Raw genomic sequence first — 16,063 nt, forward strand, 5'->3', positions numbered from 1 at the left:
GTCTTACTTTTTCTTCGCCGCCGCCGCCGAAGCAAAGCGCTCGCGCAACTCCTTGCCCTTGCCTGGAATGGTCTTCTGGCGGGCGCGGCCGAAGGCCAGCGCGTCGTCGGGCACGCTTTCGGTGATCACGCTGCCTGAGGCGATGTAGCCGCCCTTGCCGATGGTGACAGGCGCCACCAGCGACGAATTGGAGCCGACAAAAGCGCCCTCGCCGATGTCGGTGAAGAATTTCGAATAGCCGTCATAATTGCAGGTAATGGTGCCGGCGCCGATATTGGCCCCAGCACCAACACGGGCGTCGCCGATATAGGTCAAATGGTTGACCTTGGCGCCCTCTTCGATAACCGCCTGCTTGACCTCGCAGAAATTGCCGACCTTGGCCTTGTTCCTGAGATCGGCACCCGGCCGCAGCCGCGCGTACGGCCCGACATCGCAATTGGACGCAATGGTGGCGCCCTCGATATGGCTGAACGCATGGATCTTGGCGCCCGTGGCAATCTTCACACCCGGACCGAACCAGACATTGGGCTCGACGATGGTATCAGTGCCAATCTCGGTGTCATGCGAGAAATACACGGTCTCCGGCGCGATCAGCGTCACGCCCGACAGCATCGCCTCATGCCGCCGGCGCGCCTGCCAGATGGCTTCGGCTTGCGCCAGTTCGGCGCGGTTGTTGATGCCGAGCGCGCTTTCGAAACTGGCTTCGGTGGCCACGACATCGAGGCCTCGCGCACTGGCGATCTCGACAATGTCGGTGAGATAATACTCGCCCTTGGCATTCTTGTTGCCGACCTGATCGAGCAGCGCCAGCGCATGGGCGCCGGCCACCGCCATCATGCCGGCATTGCAGAAGGTTATTTTCCTCTCCTCCTCGGAGCAGTCCTTCTCCTCGCGGATGGCAATCAGCTTGCCGTCCTTTTCGATCAACCGGCCATAACCAGTCGGACTGGGCGGACGGAAGCCGATCACGACGACGGCAGCGCCTTCAGCCAGTTTCAGCCGCGCCACGGTCAGCGCATCGGCGTCGATCAGCGGCGTGTCCCCGAACATGACCAGGATATCGTCATAACCCTTTGATATTGCATCGCGCGCGGCAAGCACGGCGTGCGCGGTGCCAAGGCGCTTTTCCTGCACGAAAGTCTCGGCCTTGGGCGCGAACTTTGCCGCGGCCTTGCGCATCTCGTCGGCGCCATGGCCGATCACCAGCGCCTGGCTGCCGGCACCCGCCTCTTCCGCTGCCTTCACCACATGGGCGACCATCGGCAGCCCGGCAATCTGGTGCAGCACCTTCGGCAGCACGCTCTTCATGCGCGTGCCTTCGCCGGCGGCGAGGATGACGGACAGGCAGGATCTCTGGCTCATGGATGGACAACCATATGAAAGGGTTGGGAATCAAGACAGGATAGCAGTGGGCCCATGCTTCACCAATGCGGTTAAATTCCGGTGAGATGGCGGAGCAGCTGACTCTTAATCAGCGGGTCTTAGGACAGAATTCGGCAGTCAGCACCCCTACAACAGGCCGTGTTTCCTGAATTCCGCCTGCTCGTCACCCGATATCCAGCCAAACACCTTCAGCTTGCCATCGCGCTTTTCGACGAGATAGTTGATCGCAAAGTCGATGGTCACGAGACTCCCATCCTTGCGTTCATAGTCACCGGACCAGTTTACCTCAGCCACGCAATGGTCCTGATCGATTGGCATCACCGAGACATCGACGCAGGTCATTCTCTTGCTGCCGAGGGCACGATAGGCCTCAAAACCCTTTGTCATAATGGCCTTCAACTGCTCGCCATTCTCGCCAACCATGACCGCCGCCGGCGTCACCGAGACAAAACCCGCCGAATACATGTCCGCGACGTCGTTGAGATCGACGGTGTCGGCGATCGCGTCATTGTAGATTTTCTCATAGGCCTTGAAGAATTTTCGCACATCCGCCTTGGCTACCATTCTCGCCTCCCGGCTCGAAAAAGTGTTGGTCAACGGCACTGCAAATGCGAGCTGGTGTGCATCGTTCCCGTGCGGGGGGAGACTACCCCAGCCGCCCCAGCACTGGAAAATTCTCCAGCAGCCAATACGACACGGTCTGCACGCCACCAGTCAGAAAAAACACACCGGCGATCACCAGCAGCGCGCCGATGGCCTTTTCGACGCGGCCGAGATGGACGCGGAATTTGCCGAGGAAGCGCATGAAGGCGCCGGAAAACAGCGCGGCGATCAGGAACGGGATGCCCAGCCCGAGCGAATAGGCGGCGAGCAGCAGCGCGCCCTCGCCCACCGTCTCGCGGCCGCCGGCCAGCGTCAGGATCGGTCCCAGCACCGGGCCGATGCAGGGCGTCCAGCCGAAGGCGAAAGCCAGCCCCATGACATAGGCCGCGATTGCACTTGCCGGCTTCCCTTGCGACTGGAAGCGTGCCTCGCGTGACAGCAGCGGAATGCGCAGAACGCCGAGGAAATTCAGGCCCATCAGGATGATCAGCACGCCTGCGCCCATGGCCAGCGGCTCCTGCCAGACGCGCAGCAGCCGGCCGATGGTCGAGGCGCCGGCGCCGAGCGCGACAAAGACGGTCGAGAAGCCGAGCACGAAGGCGATCGAAGAATAGATCAGCGCGCCGCGTGCGCCTTCACGCGCTGTCGCACCCGCATTGCCACGGAAATCGTCGACCGAGACGCCGGCCATATAACAGAGATAAGGCGGCACCAGCGGCAGCACGCAAGGCGACAGGAACGAAATCGCCCCAGCCCCGACCGCGCTGACATAGCCGATGTCCAATGCCATTTCCAATAACTCCAATGTCGTGACGCCGATATAGCGACGCGCAGCCTTGTCCACCAATCACCATTGTGTTGGCAAGATCATCCATTGCCCGACGCACTTGCCAGGAAGAAACGACAGCCCTCAGGCGTTGACGCTGTGAGGCCGCGATTTCCCGCGCGTCTCCAGATATCAGTCAGGAGATTTCCATGAAAACCATAACCGCAGGACTGGCAGCGCTTCTGCTCAGCACCGCCGCATCCTTCGCTGCCGACGCGTGGAAGGAAGCCGAGGTCAATGGCGCCAAGATCTACACCGACGCCAACGGCATGACGCTTTACACCTATGACAAGGACGAGAAGGGCAAGAGCAACTGCTACGACAAATGCGCCACCAACTGGCCGCCGCTGAAAGCCGAAGCCGGCGCCAAGGCGGATGACGAGTGGAGCGTCGTCGACCGCACCGACGGCACCAAGATGTGGGCCTATGACGGCAAGCCGGTCTACACCTTCATAAAGGACAAGAAGCCCGGCGATGTGACCGGCGACGGCGTCGGCGAAGTCTGGCATATCGTCAAGGCCGACTAAGCACGCCATTCCCGCTGCTGGCGGGACAAGGGCTGGTCGCCGGGCATCTCCATGCCATCCGGCGGCCGGCATCGAACAGCCCGTTATAATGTCGCCCGTCCTGGTTTGGGCAGCATTTCAACGACTCGGCGGAAAAATGAATCGGGTCGTTTCCGCTGACTCAGACCCACCATCTGCCTTTCCCAAATTCTGTGATTTTCTCCATACACTCTAAGAGTGTATTGCTGCGGACCGGCCCGCAATTTGGGCGCTTCCCCTTGACCGGATGCAAAAGCGCGGCCATGTGAGCGACAAATAGAACGAGATTTCGTCGCGCGCAGCGGAATTCTTCTGCCGCACCACAGCTGATATGAGACCTCATGGACGTCGTCGTCGTCGAATCGCCGGCCAAGGCGAAGACAATCAACAAATACCTCGGCAAGAACTACAAGGTTCTGGCCTCGTTCGGCCATATCAGGGACTTGCCGGCCAAGGATGGCTCGGTGCGTCCGGATGAGGATTTCGCCATGTCCTGGGCGGTCGACACCGCCTCCGGCAAGCGCCTCGCCGACATCGCCAAGGCGGTCAAGGACGCCGACGGCCTGATCCTCGCCACCGATCCGGATCGCGAAGGCGAAGCGATTTCCTGGCATGTGCTGGAAGTTCTGAAGCAGAAGCGCGCGCTGAAGGACAAGCCGGTCAGCCGCGTCGTCTTCAACGCCATCACCAAATCGTCGGTGCTGGAAGCGATGGCCAATCCGCGCCAGATCGATGCGCCGCTGGTCGATGCCTATCTCGCCCGCCGGGCGCTGGATTATCTCGTCGGCTTCACGCTGTCGCCGGTGCTGTGGCGCAAGCTGCCGGGCGCCCGTTCGGCCGGACGCGTCCAGTCGGTTGCGCTGCGTCTCGTCTGCGACCGCGAATCCGAGATCGAGCGCTTCATCCGCGAGGAATACTGGCAGATCGCTGCACTGCTGGGCACGCCGCGCAACGAGAATTTCGAAGCGCGGCTGACCGCCTTCGATCGCAAGAAGCTGCAAAAGCTCGACATTTCCAACAAGGCGCAGGCCGACGACATCAAGTCGATGCTCGAAGGCGCGACCTTCAAGGCGGTGTCGGTGGAAGCCAAGCCGACCAAGCGCAATCCCGGCCCGCCCTTCACCACCTCGACGCTGCAGCAGGCCGCCTCGTCGGGCCTCGGCTTCTCGGCCAGCCGCACCATGCAGGTGGCGCAACGCCTCTATGAAGGCATGGAGATCGGCGGCGAGACCACCGGTCTGATCACCTATATGCGAACCGACGGCGTGCAGATGGCACCCGAGGCGATCGACGCCGCACGCGATGCCATTGCCAAGGAATTCGGTCCAAAATACCTGCCGGAAAAGCCGCGCCAATATACGGCCAAAGCCAAGAACGCCCAGGAAGCGCACGAAGCGATCCGCCCGACGGATTTCATGCGCACCCCGGCATCGGTCAGGCAATATCTCGATTCCGACCAGATGCGGCTCTATGAGCTGATCTGGAAGCGCGCCATCGCCAGCCAGATGCAGCCGGCCGAAATCGAGCGCACCACCGCCGAGATCGAGGCGGTCAATGGATCGCGCACCGCGGAGCTGCGTGCCATCGGTTCGGTCGTTCGGTTCGACGGTTTCATCGCCGCATACACCGACCAGAAGGACGACGATGCGGAAGACGAGGAAAATCGTCGCCTGCCCGAGATCCGTGCCGGCGAGCAGCTTGCCCGCCAGGCGATCAACGCCACCCAGCACACCACCGAGCCGCCGCCGCGTTACTCCGAAGCGTCGCTGATCAAGAAGCTGGAAGAGCTCGGCATCGGCCGGCCTTCTACCTATACGGCGATCCTGAAGACGCTCGAGGACCGCGACTATGTCACCATCGACAAGCGCCGGCTGGTGCCGCAGGCCAAGGGCCGGCTGCTGTCGGCTTTCCTCGAAAGCTTCTTCAAGCGCTATGTCGAGTACGACTTCACCGCGTCCCTCGAGGAAAAGCTCGACGAGATTTCGGACGGCAAGCTCGCCTGGAAGGACGTGCTGCGCGATTTCTGGAAGGATTTTTCCGGCGCCGTCGCCGACATCAAGGAACTGCGCGTCACCGACGTGCTGGATGCGCTCAATGAAGAGCTGGCGCCGCTGGTGTTCCCCGCGCGCGAAGACGGTTCGAATCCACGCATCTGCCCGAAATGCGGCACCGGCAATCTGTCGCTGAAGCTCGGCAAGTTCGGCGCCTTTGTCGGCTGCTCCAACTATCCCGAATGCTCCTTCACCCGCCAGCTCGGCGATGCCGCCAACCCCAATGGCGAGAATGGCGGCGGCGAAGACGGCACCAAGGTCATCGGCAAGGACCCCTATACGTCAGAGGAAATCACGCTGCGCAGCGGCCGCTTCGGCCCCTATCTGCAACGCGGCGACGGCAAGGAAGCCAAGCGCTCCAGCCTGCCCAAGGGCTGGACGGCAGAGTCGATCGACCATGAAAAGGCGCTGGCGCTGCTGTCATTGCCGCGCGATGTCGGCCAGCATCCGGAAACGGCCAAGATGATCTCGGCCGGGCTCGGCCGTTACGGCCCGTTCGTGCTGCATGACGGCACCTATGCCAATCTTGAAAGCATCGAGGACGTGTTCTCGATCGGCCTCAACCGCGCCGTGTCGGTGATCGCCGAGAAGCAGCTGAAGGGCAAGGGTGGCCGCAATGGCGGCACGGCCGCTGCGCTCAAGGAGCTCGGCGACCACCCCGATGGCGGCGGCAAGATCGTCGTGCGCGACGGCAAATACGGGCCTTACGTGAATTTCGGCAAGGTCAATGCTACGCTGCCCAAGGGCAAGGATCCCCAGTCGGTGACGATGGAGGATGCGCTGGCGCTGATTGCCGAGAAGGAAGCCAAGGGCGGCGGCGGCAAAAAGCCGTTCCGCAAGGCGGCCGCGGCCAAAGCTCCGGCAACCAAGAAAGTTGCCGCCAAGAAGCCGGCTGCGAAGAAGCCGGCCGCGAAGAAAAAAGGGTAGGACAGCGTGGCGCGCAAGATCACCGGCAGAACCCACGGCGATCCGCGCACCGCCGACACCAGGGCCAAGGTCAAGGACGACTATCGGCCGTCGCGTGACGAAATCCTGCGCTACATTGCCGAAAATCCGGATCGCGCCGGCAAGCGCGACATCGCCAAGGCGTTCGCGCTGCGCGGCGATGACCGCATCTGGCTGAAGGACATTTTGCGCGACCTGCAGGACGAAGGCGTCCTCACCAAGGAGCGCAAGGGGCTGGCCCGCGTCGGCGCCCTGCCCCATGTCACGGTCCTCGATATTTTCGACCGCGATGCCGATGGCGTGCTTTTGGCGCGCCCAACCGAACACACAGCCAATGGGCCGCCGCCCATCGTTTCCATCCGCCTGTCGCGCAGTGGCAGTGGACCGGCGCCCGGCATTGGCGACCGCGTGCTGGCCAAGACCTTTCCGGCCGACGACACGAACGTCGCCCTGGGCGGCCCCGCCTACACCGGGCGGGTGGTGAAGATTTTCGAAAAACGTACCGATGCCGTGCTCGGTATCTTTCGCATCCTGCAGGACGGCACCTTCCGCATCGAACCGGTGGAACGGCGCCAGCCCGAACTGATCGTCGACAAGGAATTCCAGAACGGCGCCAAGAATGGCGACCTGGTCGAGGTCGAGCCGGCGCGAGCCTCCCGTTTCGGCTTGCCGAGAGCCAAGGTGCTCAACGTGCTGGGCTCTCTAACCAGCGAAAAGGCGGTCTCTATGATCGCCATCCATGCGCACGACATTCCGCATATTTTCCCGGCCGACGTCATCGCAGAATCCGAAGCGGTCAAGCCGGCGACGCTGGATCACCGCGAGGATTGGCGCGACCTGCCGCTGATCACCATCGATCCGGCCGACGCCAAGGACCATGACGACGCCGTCTTCGCCACGCCGGATCTCGACGAGAAGAACCCCGGCGGCGTGGTTGCCACCGTGGCGATCGCCGACGTCGCCGCCTATGTGCGCTATGGCACTGCACTCGACCGCGAAGCGCTGAAGCGCGGCAACTCGGTCTATTTCCCGGATCGTGTCGTGCCGATGCTGCCCGAGCGCATCTCCAACGATCTCTGCTCGCTGCGCGAGGGCCAGGACCGGCCGGCATTGGCAGTGCGCATGATCTTTTCGGCCGAGGGCCGCAAGCTCAGGCACACCTTCCATCGCGTCATGATGAAGTCGGCGGCAAAGCTCGCCTACCAACAGGCTCAGGCGGCGATCGACGGCGCGCCGGACGACAAGACAGGCCCGATCCTCGAAACCGTGCTGAAGCCACTGTGGGACGCCTATGCGATCCTGAAGCGCGGCCGCGATGGCCGCCAGCCGCTCGAACTCGATCTGCCGGAGCGCAAGATCGTACTCAAGCCGGACGGCACCGTCGACCGCGTCATCGTGCCGGAGCGGCTCGATGCCCACAAGCTCATCGAAGAATTCATGATCCAGGCCAATGTCGCCGCGGCCGAGACGCTGGAGGCGAAGAAGCAGGAGCTGGTCTATCGCGTCCACGACGCGCCGTCGCTCGCCAAGCAGGAATCGCTGCGCGAGTTCCTGCAGACATTGGGCCTGTCACTGGCGCGCGGCGCGCAGATGCAGCCAAGCCAGTTCAACGGCATTTTGGAGCGCGTGCGCGGCGCCGACAATGAAGGCCTTGTCAACGAAGTGGTGCTGCGCTCGCAGAGCCAGGCCGAATACTCGCCAAAGAACATCGGCCATTTCGGTCTCAACCTCCGCCGCTACGCCCATTTCACCTCGCCGATCCGCCGCTATGCCGATTTGATCGTGCATCGCGGACTTATTGCCGCACTCGGACTGGGTCCGGGCGGGCTGACGCAGGACGAAGCGGCACGGCTCGAAGATGTCGCGGTGCAGATCTCCGGCACGGAACGCCGCGCAATGGCGGCCGAGCGGGACACGGTCGACCGTCTGATCGCCGCCTATCTCGCCGAACGCGTCGATGACCGGTTCGATGCCCGCATCTCCGGCGTCACCAAATCAGGACTATTTGTCCAATTGCCGCAGTACGGCGCGGATGGTTTCATCCCGGTGTCAACTCTGGGCGGCGATTACTATATATACGATGAAACGGCTCGCTCCCTGTTCGGAGAACGCTCTGGCAAAGGCTACCAACTCGCGGACCGCGTCGAGGTCCGGCTTATCGAGGTGGCGCCGATGGCCGGCGCGATGCGCTTTGAGATGTTGACCGACCCAAAGCCTCTGCCGGGCTCCAAGCGGTCGTTTCACAAGGCCAAGGGCCGCGCCCGCGCGTCGCAATCGCGACCGGGTTCGCGCGGCAGGAGACGATGATGACAACAGCCATGGAAGAACAGGTTTTCGGCGGAGAACATCACTCGGGCCGGGCCGCACGCCCGCTGTGGACGGCGATGAAGCGCGGCCTGCTCGGCCGCTGCCCGCATTGCGGCGAAGGCAAGCTGTTTCGCGCTTTTACCAAGACCGTCGACACATGCGGCGTCTGCGGCGAGGAATTGCATCACCACCGGGCCGACGACCTGCCCGCCTATCTCGTCATTGTCATCGTCGGCCACATCGTGCTCGGCGCTTTCATGGGCGTGGAGGCGACGTCGACTTTGTCCATATGGCAGCACATCGCCATCTGGGTGCCGCTGACCATCCTTTTGTCGGTTGCGCTGCTGCAGCCGGTCAAGGGTGCCGTCATCGGACTGCAATGGGCCTTCTATATGCACGGCTTCGGCGGCGAGCACGACGTGATCGAGCCGCATCCCGGAGCCTAGGCCGCAGCCAAGAATGCTGCCTGGCGCAACATACCGACCGTGAAAGGCCACTTTCGCTTGCCAGAAGTTTCCGCTAGGTCCTGCGCATGGACGGTATGACCAAGGCGGAAGTCGACAGGATCGAGCGGAGCATGATCGCTCATAGCGACCGGCCAATTCGCCCGCGCGACGCGGCAACCCTCATCCTGCTCGACCGCAAGGACGACGACGTACTGGTTCTGATGGGTCGCCGCCATGCCGGCCACGCCTTCATGCCGGGCAAGTTCGTCTTTCCCGGCGGCCGCACCGATCCGGCCGATAGCCGCATACCGGTCGTCGCCGCCCTGCACCCGGAGCAGGAAGCCAAGCTGATCGCCGGGCCGGGGCGCACAAGCGCCGCACGAGCCCGCGCCATCGCCCTGTCGGCCATCCGAGAGACCTATGAGGAAGCCGGGCTGCTGATCGGCCGCAAGGGTGCTTTCGCAACCCCCAGATCCGACTGGCAAGGCTTTGCCGAACACGGCGTGCAACCCTCTCTCGACATGCTGCGCTTTGTCGCGCGCGCCATCACGCCGCCCAACCGGGTGCGCCGCTTCGACACCCGTTTCTTCAGCGCGTGGCGTGACGACGTCGCGGTCGAGCTGCCCGGTGGCGGTCCGACCAACGAACTGGAAGAGCTGGTCTGGCTGCCGCTTGCCAAGGCCAGGGAAGCCGACATACCCGACATCACCCGAATGATCCTGGACGAGTTGGAAAAGCGCCTCGCCCATGATCCGCTGTTGCGTCCAGGCGGTCCCGTGCCCTTCTACCGGCTGGTCCGCAGCCGCTTCATCCGCGAACTTCTCTAGAGCAATTCCAAGAAAAGTGTGACGCGGTTTTCCGTCCGAATTGCGTAAGATCAAACAGACAGAGTATTCAGCATCCATGACGGTCGATACCCAACCAAAGGGCGACGAGCGCGTACACTGGCTGCCGATGGTGGCGGCGATCTCGTCGATCAGCGTCGTCGGCATCGCCATCGGCCTCGGCATGCCGCTGCTCAGCGTCATCCTCGAAACACGCGGCCACTCGGCTTCGATGATCGGCCTCAACACCGCCGTCGCCGGCCTCGCCTCGATCGCCGGTGCGCCGCTGGCGACCCCGCTCGCCATGCGCTTCGGCGTTGCCTGGACCATGATCGCCATGATCGCCGCCGGCGCGCTGGCCTTTGTCGGCTTCCATTTCGCACCCGATTTCTGGATGTGGTTTCCACTGCGCATCGTGCTGCACATTGCGCTGACGGTGCTGTTCATCCTGTCTGAATTCTGGATCAGCACCTCGGCGCCGCCGCACCGGCGCGGCCTTGTCCTTGGCATCTACGCCACTGTCCTGTCGCTCGGCTTTGCCGCCGGACCGTGGCTGTTCGCTCATCTCGGCAGTTCCGGCTTCAGGCCGTTCGGCGTCATCATCGCGTTGGTGACGCTGGCGGCCATACCCGTGCTGGCAGCACGCAACGAGAGCCCGTCGATCGCCTCGGATGGCGAAACCAGCAATTTCCTGCGCTACATCTGGCTGGTGCCGTCGGCGACCGCTGCCGTGCTGGTGTTCGGCGCGGTGGAAACCGGCGGCTTTGCGCTGTTCCCGATCTACGGCAGCCGAATCGGCTATTCCGAGGCCGATGCGGCCCTTCTGCTGACCATGATCGGCCTCGGCAATGTGTTGTTGCAGATCCCGATCGGCATGATCAGCGACCGCGTCAGCGATCGCCGCTACCTGCTGATTGCCTGCGCGACGGTCGGTCTTATCGGCACCGTGTTCATGCCCTTCTTCGCCCAGAATTGGCATTTGATGGCCGCGCTTCTGTTCGTCTGGGGCGGCGTCGTCGCTGCCATGTACACGATCGGCCTTGCCCATCTCGGCTCGCAGCTTTCCGGCCATGAACTGGCGTCGGCCAATGCCGCCTTCGTGCTGTGCTACGGCGTCGGCATGGTGCTCGGGCCGCAGGCGATCGGCATCGGCATGGATGCGTTCGGCCCGTCCGGCTTCGGCTGGTCGCTCGGCCTGTTCTTCGCCGCCTATATCGCTTTGGTCGCCGTCAGGTTGGTTCGCAAGATCCTGCTGTAGCGCGACTGCGGCCAGCCATGCATTTGGCACGGCACGGTGACAGGCTGCTGACAGAACCGTGTCAGGAGCACAGGGCTAAAAAGGTGTCCCAAAACACTTGAGGACACTTTCATGATCGACAGCGGCTTTGAAACCACATCGCTACGAATGACACTGCTTCTGCTCGTGACCTTCCAGGCTCCGGCCGCCGACGTCGACCGCATCATGGATGCCGTGGTGGCGATCGCGCCGCTGGCCATGGGCAAATATGACCGCAACGCCTATCAGTCGGCGCACGGCATCGAACGCTACAGGCCGCTTGACGGTGCGGCCGCCGGCGCCGAAACCGAATTGCGGCGGCGCCCCGGCACGGTCGAGGTTTCCTTCGAACTGCCGGACGACCAGGCGCTGGCCGCCCGCGTCGTCGAGGCGATTTTCCAGGCGCACTCCTACCAGGAACCGGTGATCCGCATTCAGCCGATTCTCGCCAGCCGTTCCAAGGGGCTGGACGACCGCGCCAATCCGAATCGCTGGTGGAACACGACCGGAGACTGGAAGAAGGTTGCGGCATCGGCGACGGAAACCGCATGATTTCCGCTCCCGAGCCGGCTCTGGTGGGTCGCACAACACCTACCGGGCTTGACTTTCCGGGCGCGTTCTTTATGTGTCGCGCCAAGTTTCCCGCGTCCGGGTGTTTCCCCGTGCTCCAGCGGCCAAAACCCCACGAACAAACGGACTGATATCATGGCCAAAGCCGCAAACATCAAGATCAAGCTTCTGTCGACCGCCGACACCGGTTTCTTCTACGTGACCAGCAAGAACAGCCGCACCAAGACCGACAAGCTGTCGTTCCGCAAGTACGACCCGGTCGCCAAGAAGCACGTCGAGTTCAAGGAAACCAAGATCAAGTAATCCGGGTTTCCCGCCGCAATGCCGAAACGCCGCCCAATGGGCGGCGTTTTTCGTTTGTAACAGTTGATTTCGTTGCATCCGAGCAGAGACTCCAGCCAAAGGATTGACCCTTAGCCATGGTTGCGGCACCCTTGGCCGTGGGTTGGGTGTCACGAATAAGGCGCCTATGGATGTCGAAGAAGTTGAAAGCTGCAATCATTGCAGCCCTTGTCGCTCTGGCTGCTGGCTTCGCCGTCAGCAACGGGCTGATAAGCCAGCAGACGGCCGATGAGATCAAGGCCAGGACTGACCAGGTTCTGACTGAGGAAGAGGCCGCACCGCCTGCACCTCAGCCTGACAGCCCCGCCACGCCTTCCACGGAACCCGCACCGCAGGCTCCGACACCTCCCGCCGCGGCACCCCCGCAAGGATCACAACAGGGTCAATGAAGAAGCCTTGCCAGGATGGGCTCCTCTCGTGCGATCGCGCCATCTGAGTGTATCGTTTTAATACAATCGCCAATTGGTAGACTTGCACCACGGATAGGTAGTTAGTTTCAGCGTCAGGCAAAAAGGGGGGGAAATGCCTCGCACTGGGAGAAAACGATGTCCGTACAAAAAGGCGACTTTCGAACCAACAGAGCCGACTACGTGATTGCCGCGATGCATGGCGGAGTGACCGCCGAAGACAGCGTTCGAGACGAGAACCTGGCAAGGAGAAAGAAGTCCCTGTGGCTGAAGGAGCGGCGATCGGCCAAATCGGCTGAAAACCCGTTGGACAGCTCGCCGCTGTCCAAAAGAAGCCCTCGCGGTTAGCGGTCTACAATCGCCTTCCGCGATCACACCATATCCGCACACAACCCACTCGCCCATATTGCAGGGCCACCGTCGGTGTTGACTAACTCCGACGGTGGCCTAGTTCGCGGCAAAATGACCTCCGTTCTTTTGAGAAGACGGCGGGACTAAGGTCTTGCGCCCTAGACGCAAAGGTCCGAGCGATCCTGTTAGGTTCCGGAAATGTCTCTTGGACGTTCCGCTATTTTATCCAATTGAAATGTAGCGTTACCGTGTATGTCCCGCCCGATAGCGGCGCCTGATCCGGCTGCCCGCATCCGACCCGGCTGCGTCCCCTCAGCCGATGCGCTCGCCGCTTTTCGCATCGAACAGATGCAGCTGGTCCGGTTCGGCCGCCAACCGCACCACGTCGCCGGACTTGACGCCGGCACGGCCCATGGCAAAGACGCACAGCTGCTGGCTGGCTAGCTTGACGTAGAACTGCGTCGAAAGGCCGAGCGGCTCGACCACACCCACCTCGCCCTTCAACGCCCCCTCGTCCGCCAGCTTGATATGCTCGGGCCGCAAACCGACGGTGATGGCGTCACCGTGGGTCAGTGGCAAGCCTTCCGGCAGCCGCAGCGCCTGGCCGTCGGCCAGTACGGCCTCCAACGTAGCGCCCTTGCGAACCGTCGCCGGCAGAAAATTCATGCCGGGCGAACCGATGAAACCCGCAACGAACATGTTGGCCGGCCGGTCGTAGAGATCGAGCGGCGCGCCGACCTGCTGGATCAGCCCGTCATGCATGACGACGATCCGGTCGGCCATGGTCATCGCCTCGATCTGGTCGTGCGTGACATAGACCGATGTCGTCTTCAGTTGCTGGTGCAGCGCCTTGATCTCGGCGCGCATATGGACGCGCAGCTTGGCGTCGAGGTTCGACAGCGGCTCGTCGAACAGGAAGACCTTGGGGTCGCGTACGATCGCCCGGCCCATGGCGACGCGCTGGCGCTGGCCGCCGGACAATTGCCGCGGCAGGCGCTGCAGGAAGGTGTCGAGCCCGAGCCGCTTGGCGGCGCCGTCCACCCTGGAGTCGATCGTCGCCTTCTCCGCCTTCTTCAGGAGCAGGCTGAAGCCCATGTTCTTCGACACGTCCATATGCGGATAAAGCGCGTAGGACTGGAACACCATGGCGATGTCGCGGTCCTTGGGTGCTACGTCATTGACCAGCCGCTCGCCAATGCGGATCTCGCCGCCGGAAGCCTCCTCCAGCCCGGCGATCATGCGCAAAAGCGTGGACTTGCCGCAGCCTGACGGGCCGACCAAGACGACGAACTCGCCATCGGCGATTTCAAGGTCGACCGCGTGCAGGACGCGGACGGCGCCATAGTCCTTGCGGACCTTCTCGAGCGTAACAGAGGCCATCGATCTATCCTTTGACGGCGCCGGCGGTCAGGCCGGTGACGAGATAGCGTTGCAGGAAGGCGAAGAAGATGCAGACCGGGATCAGCGCCAGGATCGATGCCGCCATCATTTGTCCCCAGTCGACGGCGAACTTGCCGATGAAGGTGAGCAAGCCGACGGCGAAGGTCTTCTGGTCGTCGCTGGAAATCAGCATCAGCGCGAACAGAAGCTCGCTCCAGGCGGCGGTGAAGACGAAGCCGAGCGTGGCGCCCATGCCCGGCAGCGTCAGCGGTACAATCACCTTGCGCATCGCCTGCGCACGCGTGCAGCCGTCGATCATCGCCGCTTCCTCCAGATCCTTGGGGATGCCGTCGAAAAAGGACTGCATGAGGAAGGTGGCAAAAGCCGTGTTGAAGGCGGTGTAGATGATGATCAGCCCGGTCAGGCTGTTGATCAGTCCGATCTGACCCATCACGCGGTAGATCGGCGGAATGACCATCACCAGCGGAAAGGTCTGGGTCAAAAGCAACATCAGCGCCAGTGCTGCCTTGCCGCGAAAGGTGAAGCGCGACATGGCATAACCGGCAAGCGTGGCGATGATTGTCACCAGTGCCGCCGTCGATACCGAGACGATGACGCTGTTGAGGAAATAGCGGGGGAAATCGGTGGCCTCGAGCACGGTGACGAAGTTCTGCAGCGTCATGTGCGACGGCCAGAAGGTGATGCCTTCGGAATAAAGCAGCCGCTCCGGCGTGACCGAGATCTTCAGCGTCCAGTAGATCGGGAACAAGGCAAAGAGCACGTAAGCCGCGATTGCCGCGTAGAGGCCGATGCCGCCGAAGAAGCGCTGCGAGGCTGTGCGTCCTGCGATCATCAGACGTGCCTCACCAGGGTGCGGCGGATACCGATCAGCGCAATCGCATAGGCAATGAGCAGGACCAATAGCAGCACGGCCACCGCCGAGGCATAGCCCTTGTCCAGCGATTTGAAGGCGCTGACATAGATGTAGACCGGCACAGTGTTGGTCGAGCCGGCCGGTCCGCCTTCGGTCATGACGAAGATCAGGTCGGCGAAGGTGGCGATCCAGATGGTGCGCAACATCACGGTGATGGCGATGGTCGGCGCCAGAAACGGCAGCGTCACCTTGGTGAAGCGCTGCCAGGGCGAAGCGCCGTCGATCGCCGCCGCCTCATGCAGTTCCGACGGGATCGACTTCAGCGCCGCCAAGAGCGTGATGGCAAAGAAAGGAATGCCGAACCAGATATTGGCGACGATCGGCCCCCACATGGCGGTTGACGGATCGGACAGCACATTGGTCGGCTCGGCCTTCAGCCCCAATGCAAACAGCCAGTGCGGCAGCGGGCCGATGATCGGATTGAACAGCCACGCCCAAGTCAGGCCCGACAGGAAGGACGGCACCGCCCAAGGCAGGAACACCAGGGCTTGTACAGCCTTGCGGCCGCGAAACGGCTTGTCGAGCAGAAGCGCCAGGCCAAGGCCGAGGAAGAACTGGAAGAAAAGGCTGGCGACCGTCCACCACAACGTGTTGACCAGCGCCTGGCCCAGCACCTGATCCGACAGCATCGCCTGATACTGGCCGAGTCCGACATATTCGGACTTGAACGCCGAGAACTTGCGGAAGGAGTAGCTGATGCCGATGACCAGCGGCACCAGAAGCACCACGACCAGCAGGATGATCGCCGGGCTGAGATAGAGCCATGGCTCGATAGCGGCATGGGATAGCCGCTTGCGACGCGGCTTGCCGACGGATCGTATTTCGGACACGGCGTAGGTCATTGGCTCGGGGGCGCTCCTGGAACGGCGTCGG

Annotated in this window: 14 protein-coding genes; 8 read left to right on the plus strand and 6 right to left on the minus strand. The window is 62.6% G+C overall.

What is annotated here, in order from left to right:
• Window positions 1-3 precede the first annotated feature (3 nt).
• The 3 genes from glmU to LB519_RS07750 all read right to left on the minus strand — a co-directional run bounded on the left by glmU (window position 4) and on the right by LB519_RS07750 (window position 2,776).
• Window positions 4-1,362, minus strand: a complete 1,359-nt coding sequence (gene glmU, locus LB519_RS07740) for a bifunctional UDP-N-acetylglucosamine diphosphorylase/glucosamine-1-phosphate N-acetyltransferase GlmU (RefSeq protein ID WP_224619350.1) — start codon at window positions 1,360-1,362, stop codon at window positions 4-6.
• 147 nt (window positions 1,363-1,509) lie between these two features.
• Window positions 1,510-1,947, minus strand: a complete 438-nt coding sequence (locus tag LB519_RS07745) for a hypothetical protein (RefSeq protein ID WP_013531913.1) — start codon at window positions 1,945-1,947, stop codon at window positions 1,510-1,512.
• A gap of 82 nt (window positions 1,948-2,029) precedes the next feature.
• The gene (locus tag LB519_RS07750; protein ID WP_063173667.1) at window positions 2,030-2,776 is read right to left on the minus strand and encodes a cytochrome c biogenesis CcdA family protein; all 747 of its coding nucleotides are present in this window, start codon (window positions 2,774-2,776) and stop codon (window positions 2,030-2,032) included.
• 185 nt (window positions 2,777-2,961) lie between these two features.
• Here LB519_RS07750 and LB519_RS07755 point away from each other — a divergent pair, with 185 nt between their 5' ends.
• The 8 genes from LB519_RS07755 (at window position 2,962) to rpmG (ending at window position 12,079) form a co-directional block, all read left to right on the plus strand.
• On the plus strand, window positions 2,962-3,339 hold the full coding sequence (locus tag LB519_RS07755; RefSeq protein WP_024503571.1) for a hypothetical protein: 378 nt from the start codon (window positions 2,962-2,964) through the stop codon (window positions 3,337-3,339).
• 359 nt (window positions 3,340-3,698) lie between these two features.
• On the plus strand, window positions 3,699-6,335 hold the full coding sequence (gene topA / locus LB519_RS07760; RefSeq protein WP_013531916.1) for a type I DNA topoisomerase: 2,637 nt from the start codon (window positions 3,699-3,701) through the stop codon (window positions 6,333-6,335).
• A gap of 6 nt (window positions 6,336-6,341) precedes the next feature.
• Window positions 6,342-8,660, plus strand: coding sequence for a ribonuclease R (gene rnr, locus LB519_RS07765; protein WP_224619352.1), 2,319 nt, complete (start codon window positions 6,342-6,344; stop codon window positions 8,658-8,660).
• An 11-nt stretch (window positions 8,661-8,671) separates the two neighbouring features.
• Complete coding sequence (locus LB519_RS07770) at window positions 8,672-9,106, plus strand: DUF983 domain-containing protein (RefSeq protein WP_024503574.1); 435 nt, start codon at window positions 8,672-8,674, stop codon at window positions 9,104-9,106.
• Window positions 9,107-9,192: 86 nt separating this feature from the next.
• Window positions 9,193-9,933 (plus strand): NUDIX hydrolase, encoded by a 741-nt coding sequence (locus LB519_RS07775; protein ID WP_027161472.1) that lies wholly within the window; start codon window positions 9,193-9,195, stop codon window positions 9,931-9,933.
• 76 nt (window positions 9,934-10,009) lie between these two features.
• Entirely contained in the window at window positions 10,010-11,188 is a 1,179-nt protein-coding gene (locus LB519_RS07780; protein ID WP_024503576.1) for an MFS transporter, read from the plus strand.
• Window positions 11,189-11,299: 111 nt separating this feature from the next.
• Entirely contained in the window at window positions 11,300-11,758 is a 459-nt protein-coding gene (locus LB519_RS07785; protein ID WP_024503577.1) for a hypothetical protein, read from the plus strand.
• Window positions 11,759-11,911: 153 nt separating this feature from the next.
• Window positions 11,912-12,079, plus strand: coding sequence for a 50S ribosomal protein L33 (rpmG, locus tag LB519_RS07790; protein WP_006201775.1), 168 nt, complete (start codon window positions 11,912-11,914; stop codon window positions 12,077-12,079).
• A 1,109-nt stretch (window positions 12,080-13,188) separates the two neighbouring features.
• Here the strand turns inward: rpmG and LB519_RS07795 are convergent.
• From LB519_RS07795 to LB519_RS07805, 3 genes are read right to left on the minus strand one after another with little or no spacing between them, the layout of a single operon-like run.
• Complete coding sequence (locus LB519_RS07795; protein ID WP_013531923.1) at window positions 13,189-14,256, minus strand: ABC transporter ATP-binding protein; 1,068 nt, start codon at window positions 14,254-14,256, stop codon at window positions 13,189-13,191.
• A 4-nt stretch (window positions 14,257-14,260) separates the two neighbouring features.
• Window positions 14,261-15,109 (minus strand): carbohydrate ABC transporter permease, encoded by an 849-nt coding sequence (locus LB519_RS07800; RefSeq protein ID WP_013531924.1) that lies wholly within the window; start codon window positions 15,107-15,109, stop codon window positions 14,261-14,263.
• Window positions 15,109-16,032, minus strand: coding sequence for a carbohydrate ABC transporter permease (locus LB519_RS07805; RefSeq protein WP_013531925.1), 924 nt, complete (start codon window positions 16,030-16,032; stop codon window positions 15,109-15,111). The genes LB519_RS07800 and LB519_RS07805 overlap by 1 nt, the downstream gene beginning before the upstream one ends.
• Window positions 16,033-16,063 lie beyond the last annotated feature (31 nt).

The sequence above is a fragment of the Mesorhizobium sp. AD1-1 genome (assembly GCF_020164655.1).
Classification (GTDB): Bacteria; Pseudomonadota; Alphaproteobacteria; order Rhizobiales; family Rhizobiaceae; genus Mesorhizobium; species Mesorhizobium ciceri.

Bases quoted from the DNA above. Each gene is read 5' to 3' on its own strand.
- glmU (WP_224619350.1), bottom strand. From the start codon at position 1,362: ATGAGCCAGAGATCCTGCCTGTCCGTCATCCTCGCCGCCGGCGAAGGC.
- LB519_RS07745 (WP_013531913.1), bottom strand. From the start codon at position 1,947: ATGGTAGCCAAGGCGGATGTGCGAAAATTCTTCAAGGCCTATGAGAAA.
- LB519_RS07750 (WP_063173667.1), bottom strand. From the start codon at position 2,776: ATGGCATTGGACATCGGCTATGTCAGCGCGGTCGGGGCTGGGGCGATT.
- LB519_RS07755 (WP_024503571.1), top strand. From the start codon at position 2,962: ATGAAAACCATAACCGCAGGACTGGCAGCGCTTCTGCTCAGCACCGCC.
- topA (WP_013531916.1), top strand. From the start codon at position 3,699: ATGGACGTCGTCGTCGTCGAATCGCCGGCCAAGGCGAAGACAATCAAC.
- LB519_RS07770 (WP_024503574.1), top strand. From the start codon at position 8,672: ATGGAAGAACAGGTTTTCGGCGGAGAACATCACTCGGGCCGGGCCGCA.
- LB519_RS07775 (WP_027161472.1), top strand. From the start codon at position 9,193: ATGGACGGTATGACCAAGGCGGAAGTCGACAGGATCGAGCGGAGCATG.
- LB519_RS07780 (WP_024503576.1), top strand. From the start codon at position 10,010: ATGACGGTCGATACCCAACCAAAGGGCGACGAGCGCGTACACTGGCTG.
- LB519_RS07785 (WP_024503577.1), top strand. From the start codon at position 11,300: ATGATCGACAGCGGCTTTGAAACCACATCGCTACGAATGACACTGCTT.
- rpmG (WP_006201775.1), top strand. From the start codon at position 11,912: ATGGCCAAAGCCGCAAACATCAAGATCAAGCTTCTGTCGACCGCCGAC.
- LB519_RS07795 (WP_013531923.1), bottom strand. From the start codon at position 14,256: ATGGCCTCTGTTACGCTCGAGAAGGTCCGCAAGGACTATGGCGCCGTC.
- LB519_RS07800 (WP_013531924.1), bottom strand. From the start codon at position 15,109: ATGATCGCAGGACGCACAGCCTCGCAGCGCTTCTTCGGCGGCATCGGC.
- LB519_RS07805 (WP_013531925.1), bottom strand. From the start codon at position 16,032: ATGACCTACGCCGTGTCCGAAATACGATCCGTCGGCAAGCCGCGTCGC.